Origin of the sequence: Cryptosporangium sp. NPDC051539 (assembly GCF_044454545.1) — a bacterium.
GTDB lineage: Bacteria > Actinomycetota > Actinomycetes > Mycobacteriales > Cryptosporangiaceae > Cryptosporangium.
In genome coordinates, this window is the sequence record NZ_JBITDV010000008.1 from 155,659 (window position 1) to 176,804 (window position 21,146).

Genomic DNA, 21,146 nt, shown 5'->3' on the forward strand with positions numbered 1-21,146 from the left:
CTTTGACACCGATTCGCTGGTCTTCGCGCGATGTGGTCAACCACCTCGACGAGGTGCTCGGCGTGTACGGCTCGGCGATGAACTACTCGCCGGGGCTGGTCGAGGGCCGGCGCGGAATACTGGTCGCGCATACCCGCCGCCCCGAGTTCCGGGCCGTCGGCACCTACGACGCCGAAGGCCGGGTCGTGGGCTTCGGGTACGGATACCGCGGTGAGCCGGGTCAGTGGTGGCACGAGCACGTCCGGTCGCGGTTGGACCCGGCCGGTTACCGGGCCTGGCTGTCGGACTGCTTCGAGGTCGTCGAGCTGCACGTGGCTCCGGGCGCCCAGGGGCAGGGCATCGGCGAGCAGCAGATCCGCCTGCTGGTCGACGGGGTGACTCGCCGGACGACCGCGCTCTCCACTCCGGAGGGTGGGGAGTCGCGGGCCTGGAAGCTCTACCGGCGGCTCGGGTTCCTCGACGTGCTGCGCAACGTGGTGTTCCCGGGAGACGATCGGCCGTTCGCCGTACTCGGCCGGGGCCTCCCGCTCGACAACCCGACGTCTTGAACGTGCGCCGCCTACCGGCCGTCCTGGTCGGGCTGACCATCCTGGCTCAGATCGGGTATCCGCTGGTAGGCGGCTCAGCACGGAACGGCGTCACGGTGGTGACCGTGGTGCTCGGGTTCGCGGCGGCGGTCACGCACGCGGCGGCGACCCGGGGCGCGCGGACCGCTGCCGCGGTCGTCCTGGTCACCGCCGGGGGCGGCTTGCTCGTCGAGGCGCTCGGCACCGCGTCCGGCTTCCCGTTCGGGGAGTACTCCTACGCGGGGACGCTCGGTCCGAAGGTCCTCGGGGTCCCGTGGGTGATCCCGCTGGCCTGGACGATGATGGCGTGGCCCGCCTGGCTCGTCGCCGGCCGGCTGGTGGCGGGCTGGTGGCGCGTTGCGGTCGCGGGCTGGGCGCTCGCGTCCTGGGACGTGTTCCTCGACCCGCAGATGGTCGACGCCGGGCACTGGTCCTGGTCCTCGTCCGGGGTCGCGCTCCCGGGCGTGCCCGGGATCCCGCTCACGAACTACGTCGGCTGGGTGCTGGTCGCGGTGGTCATGTTTGCCGCGCTGCGGCTTCTCCGCGTCGATCCGGACGCCGAGCCCGGCACGCCGATGCTGGTCTTCTATCTGTGGACCTACGCGTCCTCGGTACTGGCCCACGCGGCGTTCTTCGGCCTGCCCGCCTCGGCGGCCTGGGGCGCGCTGGCGATGGGCACCGTCGCCGTGCCACTCGCGGTGACGCTGTTCCGGGAGGCCCGGGCCGGTGCGTTGGTGAGCTCGCCGTGAGGAAGCTCGTGCTCGCGGCCTCGCTGGGCGCCGCGGCGCTGACCGTGCACAGCGTTGTCAACGCCCGGCGGCTGCGCCAGCCGCCCGTCACCGTGCCACCGGCGGCGGTGCGGGTGTCCGTGCTGCTGCCGGTGCGCGACGAAGAGCAGCGGGTCGAGCGGTGTCTGGAGGCACTGCTCGCTCAGCGGGGCGTCCCGAACTACGAAGTGCTGGTGCTGGACGACGGGAGCACCGACCGGACCGCGGAGCGGGTCCACGCGATCGGCGGCGGACGGGTCCGGCTACTCACCGGCGCGCCGCTGCCGGCCGGCTGGCTGGGGAAGCCGCACGCGTGCGCCCAACTCGCCGAGGCGGCCGCGCCGGATTCCGAGGTGCTGGTCTTCGTCGACGCGGACGTCGTGCTGGAGCCGGACGCCCTGGCATCCGCGCTCGCGGTGCTGGACGAGTCCGGGCTCGACCTGATCTCGCCGTACCCCCGGCAGGTCACCGGCACCGCGGCGGAGCGGCTCGTCCAGCCGTTGCTGCAGTGGTCGTGGCTGACCACGCTGCCGCTCGGGCTCGCCGAGCGTTCCCCGAAGCCGTCGCTGACCGCGGCCAACGGGCAGTTCCTGGTGGTCAGGCGGGCCTGCTACCGGGCGGCCGGTGGGCACGCGGCGGTCCGCGGCGACGTACTGGAAGACATCGCGTTGCTCCGGGCCGTGAAGCGAGCCGGCGGGCGGGGCGTGGTCACCGACGGGTCGGCGATCGCCGAGTGCCGGATGTACGAGTCCTGGGACGAATTGCGTGACGGCTACGGCAAGTCGCTCTGGGCCGCGTTCGGGTCCCCGGCCGGAGCCGCGGCCACCGTGGCCGGTCTCGGGTTCCTGTACGTCCTGCCCGCCGCCGCCGCACTCCGGGGCAGCCGGATCGGCCTGCTCGGTTACGCCGCCGGCGTGGCCGGCCGGGTGGTGGCGGCCCGGGCCAGCGGCGGCCGCGCCTGGCCGGACGCCCTGGCGCACCCGGTTTCGATCACCGCGTTCGGGTATCTGGTGATCCGGTCGGTGATTCTGCGCCGACGGGGGTCCCTCCGCTGGAAGGGGCGCCCGATCGGCGACCCGGGAGGCAGGTTCGGTGGCTGAGATCGTGGTGATCGGGGCGGGGGTGGGAGGCCTCGCGGCGGCGGCGCGCCTGGCGGCGTCCGGTCACCGGGTCACGGTGTGCGAGCGGGCGCCGGACGTCGGCGGGAAACTCGGGCTCCGGGAGCGCGGCGGGTTCCGGTTCGACACCGGGCCGAGCCTGGTCACGATGCCGCAGGTGTTCGAGGACCTGTTCCGGGAGACCGGTGACCCGATCGGGACGGTCCTCGACCTCGTCCCGCTCGACCCGATCGCGCGCTACCGGTTCGGCGACGGCACCACGCTGGAGTCGTGCGCCGACCCGTTCGAGTTCCGGCGCCGGATCGACGACGCGTTCGGCCGGGGCGCAGGCAGCGACTGGGCCGCGTTCTGGAAGCGGGCCGAGCGGATCTGGCACGCGACCTACGAGCCGTTCCTGGCCTCGGCGCTGGACGGCCCCCGCACGCTGGCCCGCTATTCGACCCGCCTGACCGATCTGGCGACGATCGCGCCGGGCCGGACGCTGCGCGGGCTGGCGCGGTCGTACCTGAAGGATCCCCGGCTCCAGCAGTTCGTCGAGCGGTACGCGACCTACACCGGCTCGGACCCGCGGAAAGCGCCGGCCGCGCTGGCGTCGGTGCCCTACGCCGAGCTGGCCTACGGGGGCTGGTACCTGAGGGGCGGCCTCCGGACGCTGGCCGACGCCCTGCTCGCCCGGTGCGGTGAGCACGGGGTGAAGGTGCGGCTCTCGACCGAGGTCACCCGCATCACCGCCGACGCCCGCGGGGCCACCGGCGTGCTCCTGGCCGACGGCGGACGCCTGCCCGCGGACGTCGTCGTGGCCAACGCCGACGCGGCCCACGTCTACCGCGACCTGATCGCGGTGCCGTCGTCGTTGCGGTCATTGCGCCGGACCACCCCCTCGCTGTCCGGGTTCGTGCTGCTCCTGGCCCTGCGAGGAACGACGCCCGGGCTGGCGCACCACAACGTGCTGTTTCCGCCGGGCGCGTACGACGCCGAGTTCGACCACGTCTTCGGAGACCCGGGGCGTCCGGTGCCGGACCCGACGCTCTACCTGTCGGTGCCCGACGACCCAGGTGTGCGCCCGGACGGTCACGAAGCAGTGTTCCTGCTGGTGAACGCCGCCCGCCATGGCGTCGGTCGCGGCGCGGTCGACTGGCGCACCCCCGGCCTGGCCGACCGGTACGCCGACGACCTGCTGCAGCGGCTGGCCGAGCGCGGTCACGACGTACGCGACCGCGTCCTGTTCCGCGAGATCGTCACCCCCGCCGACCTGGAGGCGAAGACCCACGCGATCGGCGGCGCGATCTACGGCACGTCGAGCAACGGCGCGAGGGCCGCGTTCCTCCGCCCCGCGAACCGCAGCGTCGTCCCGGGCCTGTTCCTGGTCGGGGGCTCGTCCCATCCGGGAGGAGGGCTGCCCCTGGTGACGCTGTCGGCCCGGATCGTGGCCGGCCTGATCGGACCCGCTTAGGCCCGCGCCGCCACCTTCGCCGGGGCCAGGTTGGCCCACACCTCGCGGGTCGCGGCGCTCCGGTTCAGCGTGATGAAGTGGATGCCGGGCGCGCCCTCGGCCAGCAGCCGCGCCGACAGCGCGGTCGCGACCTCGACGCCGATCTCGCGCACCGCGTTCGGGTCGTCCGCCACGCCGCGCAACCGGTCGGCGAGCGCCGACGGGAACTCCGCGCCGGACAGAACCGCCATCCGCTCGATCTGCGACACGTTCGTCACCGGCATCACGCCCGGCACGATCGGCACGTCGGACCCGGCGGCGACGGTCGCGTCACGCAGGCGGGCCCAGTCTTCCCAGTTGAAGAAGAACTGGGTGATCGCGAAGTCGGCGCCCGCACGGCACTTCTCGACGAAGAACCGCACGTCGGATTCGAAGTCGGGCGACCGCGGGTGCTTCTCCGGGAACGCGGCCACGCCGACGCAGAACTCACCGGAGTTGCGCACCAGCTTCACCAGCTCGGACGTGTACTCGAAGCCCTCCGGGTGCGCGACCCACTCGGCCCGCGGGTCACCCGGCGGGTCTCCGCGCAGCGCCATCACGTCGTGGACACCGACCGCGGCGTAGTGCCCGATGACGTTGCGCAGCTCGGCCACCGAGTGGTTGACCGCGGTGAGGTGCGCCATCGGCAGCAGCGTGGTCTCGGACGCGATCCGCTCGGTGATCGCCACCGTGCGGTCTCGGCTCGACCCGCCGGCGCCGTACGTGATCGACACGAACGAGGGCTGCAGAGCCTCGAGTTCGCGGATCGCCTGCCAGAGCTGACGCTCGCCCGCGTCGGTCTTCGGTGGGAAGAACTCGAACGAGAACGTCGGTGCGTCGTCGCGGACGAGGTCACCCACGGAGGTCCGTCGAACGGAGACACCGGTTGCCATGGAGGAAAACTCTAGCCCTCGACCACACGGCGCCCTGCCATCGCCCGGCGTGCTCGGTGAACAGCGTGCTCGGAGACGAGCGCGCTCGGTGAACCGGCCGACGGACGCCGAACCGGTCGAGGCGACCGGCTACCTTCACCAGCAACCGTCGAAGAAGGGGAACCGCGTGTCCGTGACGCCGCTCGACCGGGACGACCTGCGGACCCGCGTGAGCGCGGCCCTGCGCGCCCACCTGCACCGCCGCCGGGGCCGGCTCGCGCTGGTCGGTCCGGAACTCGGTCCGGTCGCCGACGCGCTGGCCGATTTCCTCGACGGGGGCAAACGGCTGCGCCCGGCGTTCGCCTATTGGGGCTACCGGGCCACCGGCAACCCGGGCTCGGACGCGCTGGTCCGCGCGGCCGGCGCGCTGGAGCTGGTCCAGGCGTGCGCGCTGATCCACGACGACGTGATGGACGGTTCCGACACCCGGCGCGGCAAGCCGGCCGTGCACAAGCAGTTCGAGGCGTTGCACCTGGCCGAGAAGTACACCGGCAGCGCCGCCCGGTTCGGCACCGCGGCCGCGATCCTGCTCGGCGACGTCTGCCTGATCTGGGCCGACGAGATGCTCGACCGGTCGGGTATGCCGGCCGACGCGCTCGAACGCGCCCGCCCGATCTGGGACGAGATGCGGACCGAGATCATGGCCGGCCAGTACCTCGACGTGCTGGCGCAGGCGCAGGGCGGGCACTCGGTCGACCGGGCCGTCCGGGTCGTGCGGTACAAGGCCGCGAAGTACACGGTCGAGCGCCCGCTGCATCTCGGGGCCGCGCTGGCCGGGGGCGGGCCGGAGCTGACCGACTCGCTCAGCCGCTACGGGCTGCCGATCGGTGAGGCGTTCCAGCTGCGCGACGACGTCCTCGGGGTGTTCGGCGACCCGGCCGAGACCGGGAAGCCCGCCGGTGACGACCTCCGCGAGGGCAAGCGCACGCTGCTGCTCGCCTACGCGGCCGAGCGCGCCACGCCCGCTCAGGAGACCGTGCTCGACCGCCACCTGGGCGATCCCGGCCTCACCGACGACGGCGTCGACCGGTTGCGCGAAGTGCTGGTGGAGACCGGCGCGCTCGAACGCACCGAGGAACGGATCAGGGCGCTCACCGCCCGGGCGCTCGACGCGCTGGCGGCGGCCCGGCTGGACGCCGAATCCACCGACGCCCTCACCGCACTGGCGGGTGCCGCGACCGCACGAAAGGCCTAACGAATCCGCACACTTCGGTATCGATCCGGCGTGTCGGCGTGGTCTGCAACCGTGAGGGTGGGGAATGAGCTCAGGCCGCGCTGTTTCGGCGCGCACGAGCACGGGGGCGGCACCAGTGGCACGGATCCCAATCAGCCGACGGGGTGTGCTGGCGGGCGGAGCCGCCCTGCTCGGCGCCGCCGGGCTGGGCCTCGCGGCCGAGCCCGCCGCGGCCACCGCACCCGGCACGGTCGGCGCTGCCTTCCCGGCCGGTCGGCTCGCGGCGGGGGTGGCGCAGATCACCCACCACCCGGCGGTGCGAGCCGGGTACCGGTTCCTCAACGCGGCGATGGACGTCCACTACCCCGCCTACGGGACGCTCCGGCTGCCGCAGTCGTACGCCGACGAGGTCGGCCTGTACGGCACCGCCTACCTCTCCGACGCCGCCGTCGCCGTGCTGGCGTACCTCGCCGAGGGATCCCCGGCGTCGGTCGAGCGGGCCCGCGTCCTCGGCGAATCCCTCCGGTACGCCCAGGACCACGACCCCGCCTACCGCGACGGCCGCCTGCGCCAGTCGTACACGGTCGGCCCGTACGACCGGAACGGCGTCGTGCAGGCGAACGGCTTCGTGCAGCCGGACGGCATGGTGAACTCCGGCAACGTCTTCGACCACAGCGCGAGCTACACCGGCGACCAGGCCTGGGCCGGGCTCGCGCTCGTCGCACTGGCCCGCCGCGGCCTGAACCCGGCGTTCCTCACCGCCGCCGTCCGCCTCGGCAACTGGGTGGCGAGCACCTGCGGCACGAACCAGGCCCTCGGCGGCTACCGGGCCGGCGTCGACCGGGCCGGTACCACGCTGACCCGCACCGACACGTCCCACAACGCGGTGGTGGCCGCGTTCTTCGGCCAGCTCGCGACGATGACCGGCGACGAGATCTGGCTGGAGCGCCGCACGAAAGCGGCCGCGTTCGTGCACCGGATGTGGCAGGCCGACGGCGGCTTCTACGCGTCCGGCTCGGACGACGGCGTGGTCGCCGCCCGCTTCCCGGTCACGACCGAGAGCCAGACGTCCGCGGTGCTCGGCCTGGCCGGCGGCACGCGTCCCGCCGACCCGGGCGCGCTGGACTACCTGGTCGCCGAGCTCACGGTCACCGACACGGCCGATCGGGTGCACAGCGCACTGCCGGTCGGAGTCACGGTGACCGGTGTGACGTGCTCCGACCGCAGCGGTCTCGTCGACCCGGACGACCCCATCGAGCCCGGCCTGCCCGCACCCGACCCGGACGCGGTCTGGCTGCAGGGCACCGCCCAGTTCGCGGCCGCGCTGATGGCCCGGGGCCGTCCCGGCGACCTGGAGGCGGCACACCGGCGGCTGAACACGCTGGCCGAGTTGCAGAGCAAACTCGGCGCAGGCGAGAAGGCCGGCGACAAGCCGCTCGCCGACGGTGAGGGCCTCGTCGCGGCGACCAGCCCGCTGCACACCGGCATCGGTGACAGCGGCTACTACCCGTACCGGCACGTCGGCACCACGGCCTGGTTCCTGCTCGCGGTGACCGGCACCAACCCGCTCGCCGCGGCCCGCGCCGCCCGTACGTAACTCGAAATGCCGATCACCGGCGGGTGCCATACGGTTTCGACGTGCGCACGGTTACCGGTCCCACGGATCATGTCGTCGTTGTCGGAGCCGGCCTGGCCGGGCTGTCCTGCGCGCTGAGACTGCTCGGAGCGGGCAGGCAGGTGACGATCGTCGAGCGCGAGCCGGTGCCGGGCGGCCGCGCCGGCCGGATGAGCGTCGACGGCTACCAGTTCGACACCGGCCCGACCGTGCTCACGATGCCGAACCTCATCGAGGACGCGTTCGGCGCGGTCGGTGAACGGATGGACGACTGGCTCACGCTCGAGCCGGTCAGCCCGCTCTACCGCGCGTTCTACCCGGACGGCTCGCAGCTCGACGTCCACCCCGACCTCGAGCGGATGGCCGCGGAGATCGCCTCGGTGTGCGGGCCGCGCGAGGCCGACGGGTACCGGAAGTTCGTCGGGTTCGTCTCCGAGCTCTACCGCCTGGAGATGGACGAGTTCATCGACCGGAACCTGGACTCACCGCTCGACCTGGTCGGCCCCGGCATCGCCCGGCTGCTCGCGCTCGGGGGGTTCCGCCGGCTCGCGCCCAAGGTCGGCCAGTACCTCAAGGATCCGCGCACCCAGCGCGTCTTCAGCTTCCAGGCGATGTACGCGGGCGTCTCGCCGTTCCAGGCCCTCGCGATCTACGCGGTGATCGCGTACATGGACTCGGTCGCCGGGGTGTTCTTCCCCCGTGGCGGCATCCACGCGGTGCCGGCCGCGCTGGCCGGTGCGGCCGAGAAGCACGGCGCCCGCCTCCGGTACGGCACGACCGTCACGCAGGTCGAGATCCGGAACGGCCGCGCGGTCGGCGTCCGGACGAGCGACGGGGACCACCTCGATGCGGACGTCGTCGTCCTCAATCCGGACCTGCCGGTCGCCTACCGCGACCTGCTCCCGCCGTCCGCAGCGCCGCGGCGGCTGAAGAACCTCCGGTACTCGCCGTCGTGCTTCCTGTTGCACGGCGGGTCCACCGCCCGATACACGAAGACCGCACACCACAACATCCACTTCGGACGCCACTGGAAGCGGACGTTCACCGAGCTGATCGACCGGCAGGAGCTGATGAGCGACCCGTCGCTCCTGGTCTGCAACCCCACCCGGACCGATCCGTCGCTGGCCCCGGACGGGAAGCAGACGTACTACGTGCTGGCGCCGACCCCGCACGCGGGCGCACCGATCGACTGGTCGGTGATCGGGCCGCGCTACCGGGACGAGCTCGTCGCGGTGCTGGAGGCCCGGGGTTACGTCGGCTTCGGCGACGGCCTCGAGGTCGAGCGGATCGTCACCCCGGCCGACTGGCAAGCCGGCGGCCTGGCGATGGGCGCGCCGTTCGCGGCCGCGCACACGTTCCGCCAGACCGGGCCGTTCCGCCCGTCGAACCTTGCACCGGGGCTGGAGAACGTCGTCTTCACCGGATCCGGGACGCAGCCGGGCGTCGGGGTGCCGATGGTGCTGGTCTCCGGACGTCTGGCGGCTGAGCGCATCACCGGTCGCCAGGGCTGAGACCATGGCGGTCGTGCAGTCACCCTCCGTCGCTCCGGCCGTCCTCCTCCCAGGACACGGCCGGTCCGTCCGGTGGCTGGGCTTCGCCGGGTCGGTACTGGTCGCGATCGGTGGTCTCGGCGCCGGTGTGCTGCCGCGCCCCGATCCGCTCTGGGACGCCCCGGTGCTGCGCGATCTGCGGCACGGCTCCGGGCCGCCGGTGTGCATCACGCTCGCCGCGATCGGCATGGCGCTGCTCGTCTACGCGTGGTGGCGGCTGCGCACCGCGTCCTCGCCGGGCGCGGTGACCCGGACGGCCGCGCTCTGGGCCCTGCCGCTGATGTTCGGCCCGCCGATGTTCAGCCGCGACCTGTACTCGTACGCCGCTCAGGGCCTCGTGCTCGCGCGCGGCCTCGACCCGTACCGGTTCGGCCCGTCGGAGATCCCGTCCGGCCTCGGTGCCGACTGGGTGACGTCGGTCTCGTCGACCTGGGTCAGCACGCCGGCGCCGTACGGGCCGCTCTACCTGTACCTGGCCAGCCGGGTCGCGGGCGTCTCCGGAGACAACCTGATCGTCGCGCTGCTCGCGCTGCGCCTGCTGGCGGTCGTCGGCCTGATCGCGCTGGCACTGATCGTTCCGCGGACGGCGGTCGCTTTCGGGGGCGATCCGGCCCGGGCCCAGTGGCTGGTCATCGCGAACCCGCTGCTGCTCGCACACCTGGTGGCCGGTGGGCACAACGAGGCGATCATGCTGCCGTTCCTGGCCGCCGCGTTCTGGGTCGCGACGCTCGCGACCGGCCCGGTCCGCCGGGTGCTCGGTATCGCGGCGGCAGCGGGAGCGCTGGTCGGGCTCGCGGCCGCGGTGAAGGTCTCGGCCGTCGTCGCGCTGCCGTTCGTCGTCGTGCTGGTCGCGGCCGCACCGGCCTGGGGTGCGGGGTCGTGGAACCGGCTGATCCGGGCCGCAACGCTGGTCAGCGTCGTCGCGGTGGCCGTGTTCGGGCTGGTGAGCGCGCTGGCCGGGCTGGGTCTGGGCTGGGTGCACGCGCTCGCGGTCACCAACGGCGTCAGCGTGCAGTGGACGTCGATCCCGACCGGCTGGGGGCTGGCGGCCGGCTGGTTCACGTCGGCCGACGACGCCGTCCTCGCCGTCGCCCGTGCGCTCGGGACGCTGCTCACCGCCGTGGTGCTGGTCGTGCTCTGGTGGCGTGTCCGGACCGCACCGGCGCAGCGGGTCGCCGGTGCCTGCGCGGCCGCCCTGTTCGTCCTCGCGGTGCTGGGCGAGTCGTTCCACCCCTGGTACCTGCTGTGGGCGCTGGCTCCGCTGGCCGCCGCGGCCGGTTCGCGCATCGCGACGGCGATGGCGGTGCTCAGCGGCGTCCTCTCGTTCTTCGTGCTGCCCGACGGGTACAACGTCGCCCGGGCGACGTCGGTGCCGGGCACGATCTTCGACCTGCTCCTCACCGCGGGAGCGGTGTACTGGGCTGTCCGATTCGTCCGCCGCCGAAGGGAAGTCCTCGATGAGCACGCGTGAATTGGACGCGGCCGGCATCACCGGCCCGGAGCTGCGTGCGTCCTATGCGGCCTGCCGCCGGCTGCTCGCCGAGCACGGGAAGACCTATCACTTGGCGACGCTGCTGCTGCCCCCGGCGAAGCGGCCGTACGTCCAGGCGCTGTACGGGTTCGCCCGGTACGCCGACGAGATCGTCGACGACCTGTCCTCGACGCTGACCGACGACGAGAAGGCCGCGGAGCTCGACGAATTCGCGGTTTCCGTGCTCGGCGACCTCAAACGCGGCGAATCAGACCACCCGATCACCCGGGCGCTGGTCGACACCGTCGTGCGCTGGGACGTCGACGTGGCGCTCATCGAGGCGTTCCTGGTCTCGATGCGGATGGACCTCACGGTCACCGAGTACGCGACCTACGACGACCTGATGACGTACGTCTACGGGTCGGCGGCGGTGATCGGCCTGGAGATGGTGCCGATCCTCGAGCACCCCGGCGTGCCGCGCTCGATCGTCGAGCCGTACGCCCACGACCTCGGCGTCGCGTTCCAGCTCGCGAACTTCGTCCGGGACGTCGGCGAGGATCTGCGCCGGGGCCGGATCTACCTGCCGATGGAAGACCTGGCGCTGTTCGGCGTCGATCGGGATCGGCTCGCGCGCGGGGTGGTCGACGGGCCGATCCGGCGGCTGCTGGCGTACGAGGTCGCGCGCTGCCGGGAGATCTACCGGGCCGCCTGGCCGGGCTTCCGGCTGCTCGCTCCGGAGAGCCAGGAGTGCATGAAGACCGCGTTCCTGCTCTACGGCGGCATCCTGGACGCCGTCGAGCAGGCCGACTACCAGGTGCTGGACCGGCGGGTCGCGGTCAGTAACGCCCGCCGCGCCCGGGTGGCGCTGCCCGCTCTGGTGCGCGCCGTCCGCGCCCGAGCCTGACCCAGGTGGAGACCGCGAACAGCACGAGCGCGAACCCGAACAGCAGGTCTTCGACCGGCGCGTAGATGATCCGGCCGTCGCCGAACAGCCGCGGCCCGCCGTTGCCGATGATTTCGTCCGGGTTGTACCGGACGATCGTGCGCCCGGTGAGGAAGCCGTTCGTGAGCAGCTGGAAAAACACCACGATCGCGTAGGAAACCCACCAGACCCGGCGGGTGACCAGCCGGGTCCGGTAGACGAACAGGTCGATGACGAGCGCGACGACCACGCCGAGCACGGCCGCCTGCGTGTAACTCATTCCTCGTCACCGGCCCGCCAGCCGGTGACCTTGCGGACGGCCTCGAACGCCAGGATCGCCGCGATCGGCACGACCAGGAAGAACAACAGCTCCTCCAGCGGCAGCGGGCCGAGCCGGAGCCCGGTCATCTGCTTCTCGTCGAACGTCCAGTGCCCGGCCCTGATCGCCAGCACGTCCCAGAGCACGAAGACCGCCGCGGCCGGCGCCAGCGCGAGCAGCAGGCGCTTCCAGCGCCGGTACACCCGTACCCGCAGGAACACCTCGAGCCAGCCGGAGCCGATCACGATGAACACGAGCACGGCCAGATAACTCAGGTGCCGCACTCAGACGTCCCGCACTCAGAAACCCAGGGCCTGGGCGCGGCGCTTGATCTCGGTCGGCCGCTCACGCAGCGCAGCCGCGGCCGTACCCTCGGGCAGCGTCGAGTCCGGAGTGTAGAACCAGGTCAACGCTTCTTCGGGCGAGTACCCGGCGTCGTGCAGAACCGTGAGCACACCGGCCAGGTGCCGGGCCAGGTTCGAGTTCTGGCCCGCCTCGGACCGGAGATCGGGCACCAGGTCGGCGGGCAGCCGCACCACACCGTCCCGGCGGACGGCGAGGAGCGCACCGTTCTTCACCATCTGGTGCACGCGCGTGACGCGGACGTCGAGTCGTTCCGCGGCTTCGGGGACGGTCAGCCACTCGGTGGGGCCGACATCTGTTTTGCTGGGTTCCACGCGCCAACGATCCCACGAGATCTCGGTTCGGGAACGAACACGGTCCCCCAGCGAACCGTTTTGGGCCCAGATGCGTGTGCCGAAGCATGGATCTGCGCGGGGTCGCCTGTCTCGTTGACTCTCTCTCCGTACACTGATGCCCGTGGACAGGACGCTGGCCGACCCCATGGTGGGTGCCGTGCTCGAAGGCCGCTACCGAATTCGGGGGCGGATCGCGCGCGGTGGCATGGCGACCGTGTACGACGCGATGGACGAACGTCTGGAACGGACCGTCGCGGTCAAGATCATGCATCCGGGCTACGCGGCCGACCCGGCCTTCGTGCACCGCTTCATCCAGGAGGCGCGTTCCGCCGCCGCGCTGAGCCACCCGCACGTCGTCGCGGTCTACGACCAGGGCGTTCACGAGGGTCTCGCGTTCCTCGTGATGGAGCAGGTCCAGGGCCGCACGCTGCGTGAGCTGCTCGTCGCACGCGGTCGGCTGCCCGCGGCCGAGGCGCTCGCGATCATCGATCCGGTGCTCGACGCGCTCGCCGCCGCACACCGCCACGGCATGATCCACCGGGACGTGAAGCCCGAGAACGTGCTGATCGGCAACGACGGCCGCGCGGTGAAGGTCGCCGACTTCGGTCTGGCCAGGGCAGTCGCGTCGGTCGGTCCCACGTCGACGCGCGGCGTCGTCATGGGCACCGTGGCGTATGTCTCACCCGAGCAGATCACCTACGGCCAGGCCAGTACCCGCAGTGACGTGTACTCCGCCGGCATCATGCTCTTCGAGATGCTCACCGGCTCGGTGCCCTACGGCGGCGACTCCTCGGTGAACATCGCTTTCCAGCACGTCCACGCGGACGTGCCGGCGCCGTCGACGCGCACCCCGATGGTGCCGCCCTCGCTCGACGAGCTGTCGGTCCGCGCCACCCGCCGTGACCCGAACGCCCGCCCGGCCGACGCCGGGGCGTTCCTCGACGAGCTGCGCGTGGTCCGCGACGAGCTCGAAGGCCGCACGACCCGCAGCGTGTCCGGCGGGCCGCTGCCGCAGAGCGGGCCGCCGACCAGCACGTTCACCGCGTCGGCGGCGGTGCCGGTGCCGCAGGCGCCCGGCCAGCACACCCACGTCGTCCCGCGCCACGGCGACATGCGCGGCACCGCGATGATGCCCGGCGGCATGATGCCGCCTCCTCCCGGCGGTGGTCACCGGGCGGGCGGATATCCGGCCGGCCTTCCCGGCCCGCTGGGCCGGATCACGCGGCATCAGCGCAAGCTCGTGATCATCGCGGTCGCGGTGGTACTGGCGCTGATCGCGGCGAGCACCGGCTGGTATCTCGGCGTCGGCCGTTACACCGACACGCCGCAGCTGCTCGAGCTCAACCAGGCCGACGCCACCACCCAGGCGAACACCGCCGGGCTCGACATCGTGATCAAGCAAGACTTCGACGACAAGGCGCTGACCGGCCGCGTCTTCAAGCAGTCGCCCGGCCCCGGCGGGCGGATCCGCAAGGGCGGCACGGTCACGATCACGGTCTCCAGGGGCCCGGACGTCGTCCAGATCCCGACCAGCCTCAAGGGCAAGAGCCGGGCCACGGCCGAGAAGACACTGACCGATCTCGGGTTCAAGCCGGCAGCCAAGTTCGAGTTCAACGACAACGTCGACTCGAACAAGCTGATCTCGACGTCGCCGCCGCTCGGCAACAAGGCGCGGCGGGGCAGCCCGGTCACGATCGTGATCAGCCGCGGCAAGGGCATCACGCTGCCCGACCTCACGGGCAAGTCCCGCGAGGAGGCCGAGGGGATCATCGAGCAGCTCGGGCTGGAAAAGCAGATCACGACCGACGACACGAACTCCGACCCGAACAAGGCCGGCAAGGTCCTGAAGCAGGATCCGCCGCCCGGGCAGGTGTCGGGCGACGTCACGGTGAAGCTCACCGTCGCCCAGGGGCAGTCGCAAGTGGAGATCCCGGACGTCAGCGGCCAGCAGTTCGACGACGCGAAGCAGCAGCTCCAGGAGGCGGGCCTCCGGGTGAAGCGGCGCGGCGGCCGCGACGACGACGACGCCAGGGTGCTGTTCCAGTTCCCGTCCCCCGGCAACCTGGTCGCCGCCGGCACCGAGGTGACGCTGTTCACGGGCTGATGCTGGGCGCTCACGTCCCCGCGTCGGGCGGGCTGGCGAAACGTGCGATTCCCTACGCGGAGCGGATCGGGGCGAACACCGTGCAGGTGTTCGTCTCGAACCCGCGCGGCTGGGCGCCCTCCGCCGGTGTGCCCGCGCAGGACGAGCGGTTCGCCGCCTGGGCCGCCGAGAACGACATCGCGGTGTTCGTCCACGCCACGCTCCTGGTGAACCTGGGGTCGGCGGCCGAGGCCACGGTCGGGAAGTCGGCCGCGTCGCTGCGTCACGCGGTCGCCCGCGGCCGGGCGATCGGTGCCCGGGGCGTCGTGTTCCACGCCGGGTCGTCGCTGGCCACCGAGCGCCGTGAGCAGGCCTACGGGCAGCTGCGCGAGCACCTGCTCCCGCTGCTCGACGAGCTGACACCGGACGACCCGGATCTGCTGGTCGAACCGACCGCCGGGGGCGGGTTCGCGCTGGCGTCCCTGGTCGAAGACCTCGCGGAGTACTTCGCGTCGGTCGACGCCCACCCACGGCTGCGGGTCTGCCTCGACACCTGCCACGCGCACGCCGCCGGACACGACCTGTCGGAGCCCGGCGGTCTGGCGAAGGTGCTCGACACGCTCGTGGACACGGTGGGGCCCGACCGGCTCGCGCTCGTGCACGCGAACGACTCGCGGGATCCAGTGGGGTCGCTCCGGGACCGTCACACGACGCTGGGCGAGGGCACGATCGGGCTCGACGGCTTCCGCGCGCTGTTCACGCACCCGGCCGCCGCGGGCGTCCCGATTCTCGTCGAGACTCCGTCCGAAGACGACGGAGCCGGCCATGCCGCCGATATCGCCCGGCTTCGCAGCCTGATCTGACGGCCACCCGACACCGCATCACGTTTCGCATCGGTTACGCTTCCTCACATGCTGCAGCGCAACTTTTGGTATGGCTACCGCCCGGGCGTCCCCCGGCGGCCAGCCGCGCTGCTCTAGCGCCACAGCCGCTGAACCTTCCGACAGCCCCGGGCCCCAGGCCCGGGGCTCGTCGCATTTCTAGGAGAAAATTTCCATGGTCATCGTCATGAGTCCCGACGCTCCCGACAGCGCTCTGCAGACCGTCGTCTCGACGGTCGAGGAGGCCGGAGGTTCCGCGTTCGTCTCCCGCGGAGTCACCCGCACGATCGTCGGCGTGGTCGCCGGCGAGCCGGTGCTGGCCTCCCTCGAGGTGGAAGGACTGCCCGGCGTCGCCGAGGTCGTCCGGATCACCTCGCCGTACAAACTGGTCAGCCGGGAGAACCATCTCCGGACGTCGACCGTCAACGTCCGTGGCGTCCCGATCGGCCCCGACAGCGTGACGCTGATCGCCGGTCCGTGTGCCGTGGAGACGCCGGAGCAGACGCTCGAGGCCGCCCTGATGGCCAAGCGGGCCGGTGCCGCGCTGATGCGTGGCGGTGCGTACAAGCCGCGGACGTCGCCCTACGCGTTCCAGGGGCTCGGCGTCGACGGGCTGAAGATCCTGGCCGACGTCCGCACCGAGACCGGCCTGCCGGTGGTGACCGAGATCGTCGACCCGGCCGACATCGACGTCGTCGCCGAGTACGCGGACATGCTGCAGGTCGGCACCCGGAACATGCAGAACTTCGCGCTGCTGCAGGCCGTCGGGTCGGTCGGCAAGCCGGTGCTGCTCAAGCGCGGGCTGACCGCGACCTACGAGGAATGGCTGATGGCGGCCGAGTACATCGCCCAGCGCGGCAACCTCGACATCGTCCTGTGCGAGCGGGGGGTGCGGTCGTTCGAGCCGGCGCTCCGCAACATGCTCGACGTGTCGGCGGTGCCGATGGTGCACCAGCTGTCGCACCTGCCGATCCTGATCGACCCCTCGCACGCGGCCGGGCGGCGTGAGCTGGTGGTTCCGCTGGCCAAGGCGGCGATCGGCGTCGGCGCCGAGGGGCTGCTGATCGACGTCCACCCGCACCCCGAGACCGCCAAGTGCGACGGCCCCCAGGCCCTGCACGGCACCGACCTCGAGGAGCTCGCGAACGCGGTCCACACCCTGCCGCCGGCCCTCGGCAAAACGCTCACCGCTGCACCCGCGGCCTGATACGCCGCCAAAGGGACGCCACCGTCGGGTGGCGTCCCTTTGTGCGCGAAATCCCGGGAGCGAATCCCGGCAACCACTTGATTCCAGTCCGACGATAGGTAACCCTTACTGAGCCAAGCCTAACCAGGCCGATCCGGAGGTGAGCTCGTGTTCGTCTGCATCTGCACGCGCGTTCGCGAGTCCGAGATCCGGACGGTCATCAACGCCGGTGCGTGCGACGAGTTCGACGTCGCCGACGCCTGCGGGGCCGGCACCGGCTGCGGGTCCTGCGTCGAGCGGATCCGCGGGCTCCTCCACGACAGCGAGGGGTCGTTAGCGCAGGCTTCCTGAGGTCAGGCGTACCTTCCGACCGCGGTCCCGAGGGGGCCCAGCGGTCGGCGCGTCCTGCGTCCGAATGGGAAAAGCCCGCTCATCGGAGTTAGGGTGAGCCCTCCACAGCCAAACGGAGGATGTCCCCCATGCAAGGCGACGCGAGGGTCCTCGAGTTCCTCAACGACCAGCTCACGGGTGAGCTGACCGCGATCAACCAGTACTTCCTGCACGCGAAGATGCAGGAGAACTGGGGCTACACCACGCTCGCGGCGCACACCAGGTCCGAGTCGATCGACGAGATGAAGCACGCGGAGCGGCTCACCGACCGGATCCTGTTCCTGGACGGCCTGCCGAACTACCAGAAGCTCTTCTCGCTCCGGATCGGCGAGAACGTACCGGAGATGTTCCGGTGCGACATGCTGGTCGAGCAGGAGGCCGTGACGCGCCTCCGTGAGGGCATCGCCTACATGCGCTCGATCGGCGACGTCACCTCGGCCAACATCTTCGAGGACATCCTCGAGGACGAGGAGCACCACATCGACTACCTCGAGACGCAGCTCGACCTGATCGAGAAGCTCGGCGAGCCGCTCTACCTGTCGCGCCTGGCCAAGCACCCCGGCGCCGACGACTGAGGTTCCGCTCCACCGCGGCGCCCTGGCACTCGCCAGGGCGCCGTTTGTCGTTTGGTGACTCATAGTCTCGGCATGGTTACTGTGCGACGATGTTGTGATGGCGGGCTGGCAGCGCTGCGGCGTCGTAGTGATGGTTCTCCTGAGTACGGTGCTGATCCCCGGTCCGGCGGACGCGGCGGCCCGGCGACCGGCGGTGGTCGGGATGGGCGACAGCTTCGTCTCGGGTGAGGGCGCCGGTGCCTACGACCCGGCGACGAACCGGCGCGGCAACTTCTGCCACCGCTCGCGGGACGCCGCGATCCAGCGGACGGCGCTGCCGGGCGTCCGCCACCCGGCGAGGATCAACCTGGCCTGCGCCGGGGCCACCACGAACGACGTCCGGCTGGGCGGCAGGCACCGGTTCGGGGAGGCACCCCAGGCCCAGCAGTTGCGCGCGGTCGCCCGCCGGTACGACGTCCGGCTGATCGTGCTGACCGTGGGCATCAACGACGTGGGATACGCGAACCTCGCGTACGACTGCGTGCTCGCCTACCTGAAGCTCGCGCCGCGCTGCCAGAACGCCTGGACGCCGCGGGTGCGCCAGCGGCTGGCCGCAGCGGCGCCACGGATCACCCGGGACGTCACCGACGTGCAGCGGGTGATGCGGGAGGCCGGTTACGGCCGGAACGACTACACGCTCGTGCTCCAGTCGTACGCGTCGCCGGTGACCGGCGACATCCGGTACGGCACCGCGAGCCGGGGCGCGTTCGGCTGCCCGGTGCGCGACGACGACGGGAACTGGGCCAAGAACTGGGTCGCCGGGCAGTTCACCGCCACGATCGCCCGGATCGCCGCGAACACCGGGGCCCGCTTCCTCGACCTGGCTCCGGCGCTGCGGGGCCGGGAGGCGTGCGCTGAGGGCATCAGCCGGTTCCAGGAATGGTCGCGCGGGGTCTCGGTGGACCTGGCCGGCATCCGGCACGGGCTCGGCATGAACCTCCTGCAGCAGTCCGCGCACCCGAACGCGCGCGGCCACGCCCAGTTCGCCCGCTGCCTGACCACGTTCGTCGCCGGGAACGCGCGCACCGCCAAGTGCGCCCGCCGGCCGGACGGCAACCTGGCCCCGGTGCCGGCGAGCAGAGCCGCCTAACCGCGGGCGTGGTGGCGGGCCGCCCGTGGCCGAACCGCCTGACGCTCGGCCCGGCGGGCGGCCCGCTGGTCGAGCACCGAGCGCGCGTCGACCCGGAGGCCGTCCACGCCGTGCCAGCGCGCGATCCCGGCCGCCGCCGGGCTCCCGGGACCGACGTTCGGGGTTCGTCCCGGCTCCGCCGTCATCAGCTCCAGCGACCGGGTGAACGCGTCCGCGACCAGCGTCGCCACCGGGTCGCCCTCCGTCCACACCACGGACGCGTGCCGCAGCACGCCGTCGGCGGTCGTCACGCCCTCCATCAGGCCGGTGTAGCGGACGATCCGCACCGGCTCGGCGCCGGCCTCGGCCGACGCGAGCAGCGTCTCGATCTCGGTGGTCGCGGCCGGCCCGAGCCGGTCGCTGTCACCGTCCCGGACGACGGACGGCAGGCCGTCGGCGACGTCCTGCCAGCGATCGCGATCGGCTGCCAGCCGGGCGACCAGCCGCCCGAGGTCTTCGCCGACCGGTGCGCTCCAGAACCCGATCTCCCGCCCGGACCGCGAATCCGCGAACCGCTCCTCCATCGCGAGCACGTAGGCCTCGGGAACCGGCCTGGCCTCTTCCGGCGGCGGCCACTCCGGCGCCTCCATCCGGGTCCGGCGCACGAACAGCATCGGACGCCCGTCCCCGGTCCCCGGAGCGGGCAGCCAGAACACGTCCACGAACACCGCGAGCCGGTCCGGGCCCGACTTGAGCTGCGTGCGCCAGCGGGCGGCCCGCTGGCGTCCGCGCTCTTGCACGGCCCGCCGCCGGACCCAGTCCTGCTGGTCGCGTCCTGGGCGGCGCCCGGTCGACTCGGCCGACGGCCGGAAGAACACGCTGGTCGTCGTCGACTCGGCCGGTGTCGTGCGGGGCCACCGGGTGAGCACCGACACGACGGTCTCCAGCCGGGCCACCCGGTCGGAGAGCTCGTCCAGGTCGCGCCGGCCGCTCTCGACCGCCGCCACCCGTCCGCCGAGGGCCCGCAGGTCCGCAGCCGTCCGTTCGTGCCCACCGCCGACCGCGCCCACCGCGTCCGCGGCGCGCTGCTCCGCCTCCATCATCAGCCGGACGACGAACAGCATCCCGAGGACGAGCAGGCCGACCGCCAGCGCCAGCGCGACCGCGAAACCCGCGAGCCACGCGACGAGCAGGACGACGACCGCGGAGCCGCCGACCGAGACCGCGAACAACCGCGGCTCGGCGGCAACCTGACGTAATCCGAGCATGACTCATCGTCGCTTCGCCCCACCGGCGCAGGTAAGGGCCCGTTCGGCGGGTGTGTCAGCGGCGAACTATCGAGGACAGGACGTCGATCGCCCGGTCGAGACCCTCGTCGTCCACGTCGAGATGGGTCATCGCCCGGACGGTGGACGGGCCGAACGCGCCCACCAGCACGCCGTGCTCGGCGGCTTCCCGGACGACGGCGGCCGGGTCGGGCACGGTCAGCAGCACGAGGTTCGTCTGCGGACGCCCGGCGCCGAGCGCCTCGGCCAGGCGGGCGGCCCGCGCGTGGTCGTCGGCCAGCCGCGGCAGGTGGTGCTCGAGCGCGTAGAGCCCGGCCGCGGCCAGCAGACCGGCCTGCCGCATCCCGCCCCCGAGCTGCTGACGCCGGGCCCGGGCCCGCTCGATCCGCTCGGCGGTCGAGACGACCAGCGACCCGACCGGGGCGCCGAGCCCCTTCGAGAGGCACACCGAAAGCGTGTCGAACACCGCCCCGTACTCGGCGAACGACACTCCCGAGGCCACCGACGCGTTCCAGATCCGCGCCCCGTCGCAATGCAGCGCGGGCACCGCGTCCGCCAGAGCTCGGAGGGAAGCCAGTGGCAGCACGGAGCCACCACCGCGGTTGTGGGTGTTCTCGACCGCGAGAGCGGTCGTCGGCAGCGCGTGGTAGCCGGGCCGGCGGACCTGCGCGAGCCACGCGTCGACGTCGAGCGACCCGGGCGGCGAGCCGACCACCGTGCGGGTGCTGATGCCGCCGACCGCGGCCGCCGCCCCACCCTCGTAGGTGACGAGGTGCGCGTCCGCGTCGCAGAGCAGTTCCGAGCCCGGTGCCAGCAGAGTGGACAGCGCGAGCTGGTTCGCCATCGTGCCGGACGGTACGAACAGCGCCGCCTCGTGCCCGAACATCGCCGCGACCGATTCCTCCAGCGCGGCGACCGTCGGGTCCTCGCGGTAGACCTCGTCGCCGACCTCGGCCTCGGCGATCGCCTTCCGCATTCCGTCGGTCGGCCGGGTGACCGTGTCCGACCGCAGGTCGACCGGGCGCAGGGCTACC

21 protein-coding genes are annotated in these 21,146 nt (G+C 72.4%); 15 read left to right on the forward strand and 6 right to left on the reverse strand.

Annotated elements, in window-relative coordinates:
- Positions 1-2: 2 nt before the first annotated feature.
- From ACIBZJ_RS25000 to ACIBZJ_RS25015, 4 genes are read left to right on the forward strand one after another with little or no spacing between them, the layout of a single operon-like run.
- Entirely contained in the window at positions 3-548 is a 546-nt protein-coding gene (locus tag ACIBZJ_RS25000; protein WP_395933502.1) for a GNAT family N-acetyltransferase, read from the forward strand.
- On the forward strand, positions 545-1,315 hold the full coding sequence (locus ACIBZJ_RS25005; RefSeq protein WP_395933504.1) for a carotenoid biosynthesis protein: 771 nt from the start codon (positions 545-547) through the stop codon (positions 1,313-1,315). The genes ACIBZJ_RS25000 and ACIBZJ_RS25005 overlap by 4 nt, the downstream gene beginning before the upstream one ends.
- Positions 1,312-2,433, forward strand: coding sequence for a glycosyltransferase (locus ACIBZJ_RS25010; RefSeq protein ID WP_395933506.1), 1,122 nt, complete (start codon positions 1,312-1,314; stop codon positions 2,431-2,433). Before ACIBZJ_RS25005 ends, ACIBZJ_RS25010 begins: the two co-directional genes overlap by 4 nt.
- Positions 2,426-3,904: a phytoene desaturase family protein gene (locus ACIBZJ_RS25015; RefSeq protein ID WP_395933508.1), complete on the forward strand. Its 1,479-nt coding sequence runs from the start codon at positions 2,426-2,428 to the stop codon at positions 3,902-3,904. The genes ACIBZJ_RS25010 and ACIBZJ_RS25015 overlap by 8 nt, the downstream gene beginning before the upstream one ends.
- Here the strand turns inward: ACIBZJ_RS25015 and metF are convergent.
- Positions 3,901-4,815, reverse strand: a complete 915-nt coding sequence (metF, locus tag ACIBZJ_RS25020; protein ID WP_395933510.1) for a methylenetetrahydrofolate reductase [NAD(P)H] — start codon at positions 4,813-4,815, stop codon at positions 3,901-3,903. The two genes, ACIBZJ_RS25015 and metF, sit on opposite strands and share 4 nt — an antisense overlap.
- Before the next feature lie 166 nt (positions 4,816-4,981).
- On the opposite strand from metF, the gene ACIBZJ_RS25025 reads away from it, so the two are divergent.
- From ACIBZJ_RS25025 to ACIBZJ_RS25045, 5 genes are all read left to right on the forward strand, one after another.
- Positions 4,982-6,049, forward strand: a complete 1,068-nt coding sequence (locus ACIBZJ_RS25025) for a polyprenyl synthetase family protein (protein ID WP_395934095.1) — start codon at positions 4,982-4,984, stop codon at positions 6,047-6,049.
- Positions 6,050-6,164: 115 nt separating this feature from the next.
- Complete coding sequence (locus ACIBZJ_RS25030; protein ID WP_395933512.1) at positions 6,165-7,625, forward strand: Tat pathway signal sequence domain protein; 1,461 nt, start codon at positions 6,165-6,167, stop codon at positions 7,623-7,625.
- A gap of 41 nt (positions 7,626-7,666) precedes the next feature.
- A complete protein-coding gene (gene crtI, locus ACIBZJ_RS25035; protein WP_395933514.1) occupies positions 7,667-9,154 on the forward strand; it encodes a phytoene desaturase family protein in 1,488 nt (495 codons plus the stop codon).
- Between the two features lie 13 nt (positions 9,155-9,167).
- The gene (gene mptB / locus ACIBZJ_RS25040) at positions 9,168-10,664 is read left to right on the forward strand and encodes a polyprenol phosphomannose-dependent alpha 1,6 mannosyltransferase MptB (RefSeq protein ID WP_395933516.1); all 1,497 of its coding nucleotides are present in this window, start codon (positions 9,168-9,170) and stop codon (positions 10,662-10,664) included.
- Positions 10,651-11,568 carry a phytoene/squalene synthase family protein gene (locus ACIBZJ_RS25045; protein WP_395933518.1) on the forward strand — a complete coding sequence of 306 codons (918 nt, stop codon included), beginning with the start codon at positions 10,651-10,653 and terminating at the stop codon, positions 11,566-11,568. The genes mptB and ACIBZJ_RS25045 overlap by 14 nt, the downstream gene beginning before the upstream one ends.
- Here the strand turns inward: ACIBZJ_RS25045 and ACIBZJ_RS25050 are convergent.
- Genes ACIBZJ_RS25050 through ACIBZJ_RS25060 form a run of 3 tightly spaced genes read right to left on the reverse strand, consistent with a single transcriptional unit; the run spans position 11,501 to position 12,582 of the window.
- A complete protein-coding gene (locus tag ACIBZJ_RS25050) occupies positions 11,501-11,866 on the reverse strand; it encodes a lycopene cyclase domain-containing protein (RefSeq protein ID WP_395933520.1) in 366 nt (121 codons plus the stop codon). The genes ACIBZJ_RS25045 and ACIBZJ_RS25050 overlap by 68 nt on opposite strands.
- Positions 11,863-12,189 (reverse strand): lycopene cyclase domain-containing protein, encoded by a 327-nt coding sequence (locus ACIBZJ_RS25055; protein ID WP_395933522.1) that lies wholly within the window; start codon positions 12,187-12,189, stop codon positions 11,863-11,865. The genes ACIBZJ_RS25050 and ACIBZJ_RS25055 overlap by 4 nt, the downstream gene beginning before the upstream one ends.
- A 15-nt stretch (positions 12,190-12,204) precedes the next feature.
- Positions 12,205-12,582: an Rv2175c family DNA-binding protein gene (locus ACIBZJ_RS25060; RefSeq protein WP_395933524.1), complete on the reverse strand. Its 378-nt coding sequence runs from the start codon at positions 12,580-12,582 to the stop codon at positions 12,205-12,207.
- A gap of 142 nt (positions 12,583-12,724) precedes the next feature.
- On the opposite strand from ACIBZJ_RS25060, the gene pknB reads away from it, so the two are divergent.
- The 6 genes from pknB (at position 12,725) to ACIBZJ_RS25090 (ending at position 18,847) form a co-directional block, all read left to right on the forward strand.
- The gene (gene pknB / locus ACIBZJ_RS25065; RefSeq protein ID WP_395933526.1) at positions 12,725-14,707 is read left to right on the forward strand and encodes a Stk1 family PASTA domain-containing Ser/Thr kinase; all 1,983 of its coding nucleotides are present in this window, start codon (positions 12,725-12,727) and stop codon (positions 14,705-14,707) included.
- Positions 14,707-15,549 carry a deoxyribonuclease IV gene (locus ACIBZJ_RS25070; protein ID WP_395933528.1) on the forward strand — a complete coding sequence of 281 codons (843 nt, stop codon included), beginning with the start codon at positions 14,707-14,709 and terminating at the stop codon, positions 15,547-15,549. The genes pknB and ACIBZJ_RS25070 overlap by 1 nt, the downstream gene beginning before the upstream one ends.
- Before the next feature lie 193 nt (positions 15,550-15,742).
- The gene (aroF, locus tag ACIBZJ_RS25075) at positions 15,743-16,774 is read left to right on the forward strand and encodes a 3-deoxy-7-phosphoheptulonate synthase (RefSeq protein WP_395933530.1); all 1,032 of its coding nucleotides are present in this window, start codon (positions 15,743-15,745) and stop codon (positions 16,772-16,774) included.
- 147 nt (positions 16,775-16,921) lie between these two features.
- Positions 16,922-17,104: a bacterioferritin-associated ferredoxin gene (locus ACIBZJ_RS25080; RefSeq protein WP_395933532.1), complete on the forward strand. Its 183-nt coding sequence runs from the start codon at positions 16,922-16,924 to the stop codon at positions 17,102-17,104.
- A gap of 128 nt (positions 17,105-17,232) precedes the next feature.
- Positions 17,233-17,718 (forward strand): bacterioferritin, encoded by a 486-nt coding sequence (bfr, locus tag ACIBZJ_RS25085; protein ID WP_395933535.1) that lies wholly within the window; start codon positions 17,233-17,235, stop codon positions 17,716-17,718.
- 97 nt (positions 17,719-17,815) lie between these two features.
- Positions 17,816-18,847 carry a GDSL-type esterase/lipase family protein gene (locus ACIBZJ_RS25090; RefSeq protein ID WP_395933537.1) on the forward strand — a complete coding sequence of 344 codons (1,032 nt, stop codon included), beginning with the start codon at positions 17,816-17,818 and terminating at the stop codon, positions 18,845-18,847.
- Here ACIBZJ_RS25090 and ACIBZJ_RS25095 read toward each other — a convergent pair.
- Entirely contained in the window at positions 18,844-20,094 is a 1,251-nt protein-coding gene (locus tag ACIBZJ_RS25095; protein ID WP_395933539.1) for a hypothetical protein, read from the reverse strand. The two genes, ACIBZJ_RS25090 and ACIBZJ_RS25095, sit on opposite strands and share 4 nt — an antisense overlap.
- 55 nt (positions 20,095-20,149) lie before the next feature.
- The gene (locus ACIBZJ_RS25100; protein WP_395934098.1) at positions 20,150-21,088 is read right to left on the reverse strand and encodes a threonine aldolase family protein; all 939 of its coding nucleotides are present in this window, start codon (positions 21,086-21,088) and stop codon (positions 20,150-20,152) included.
- Positions 21,089-21,146 lie beyond the last annotated feature (58 nt).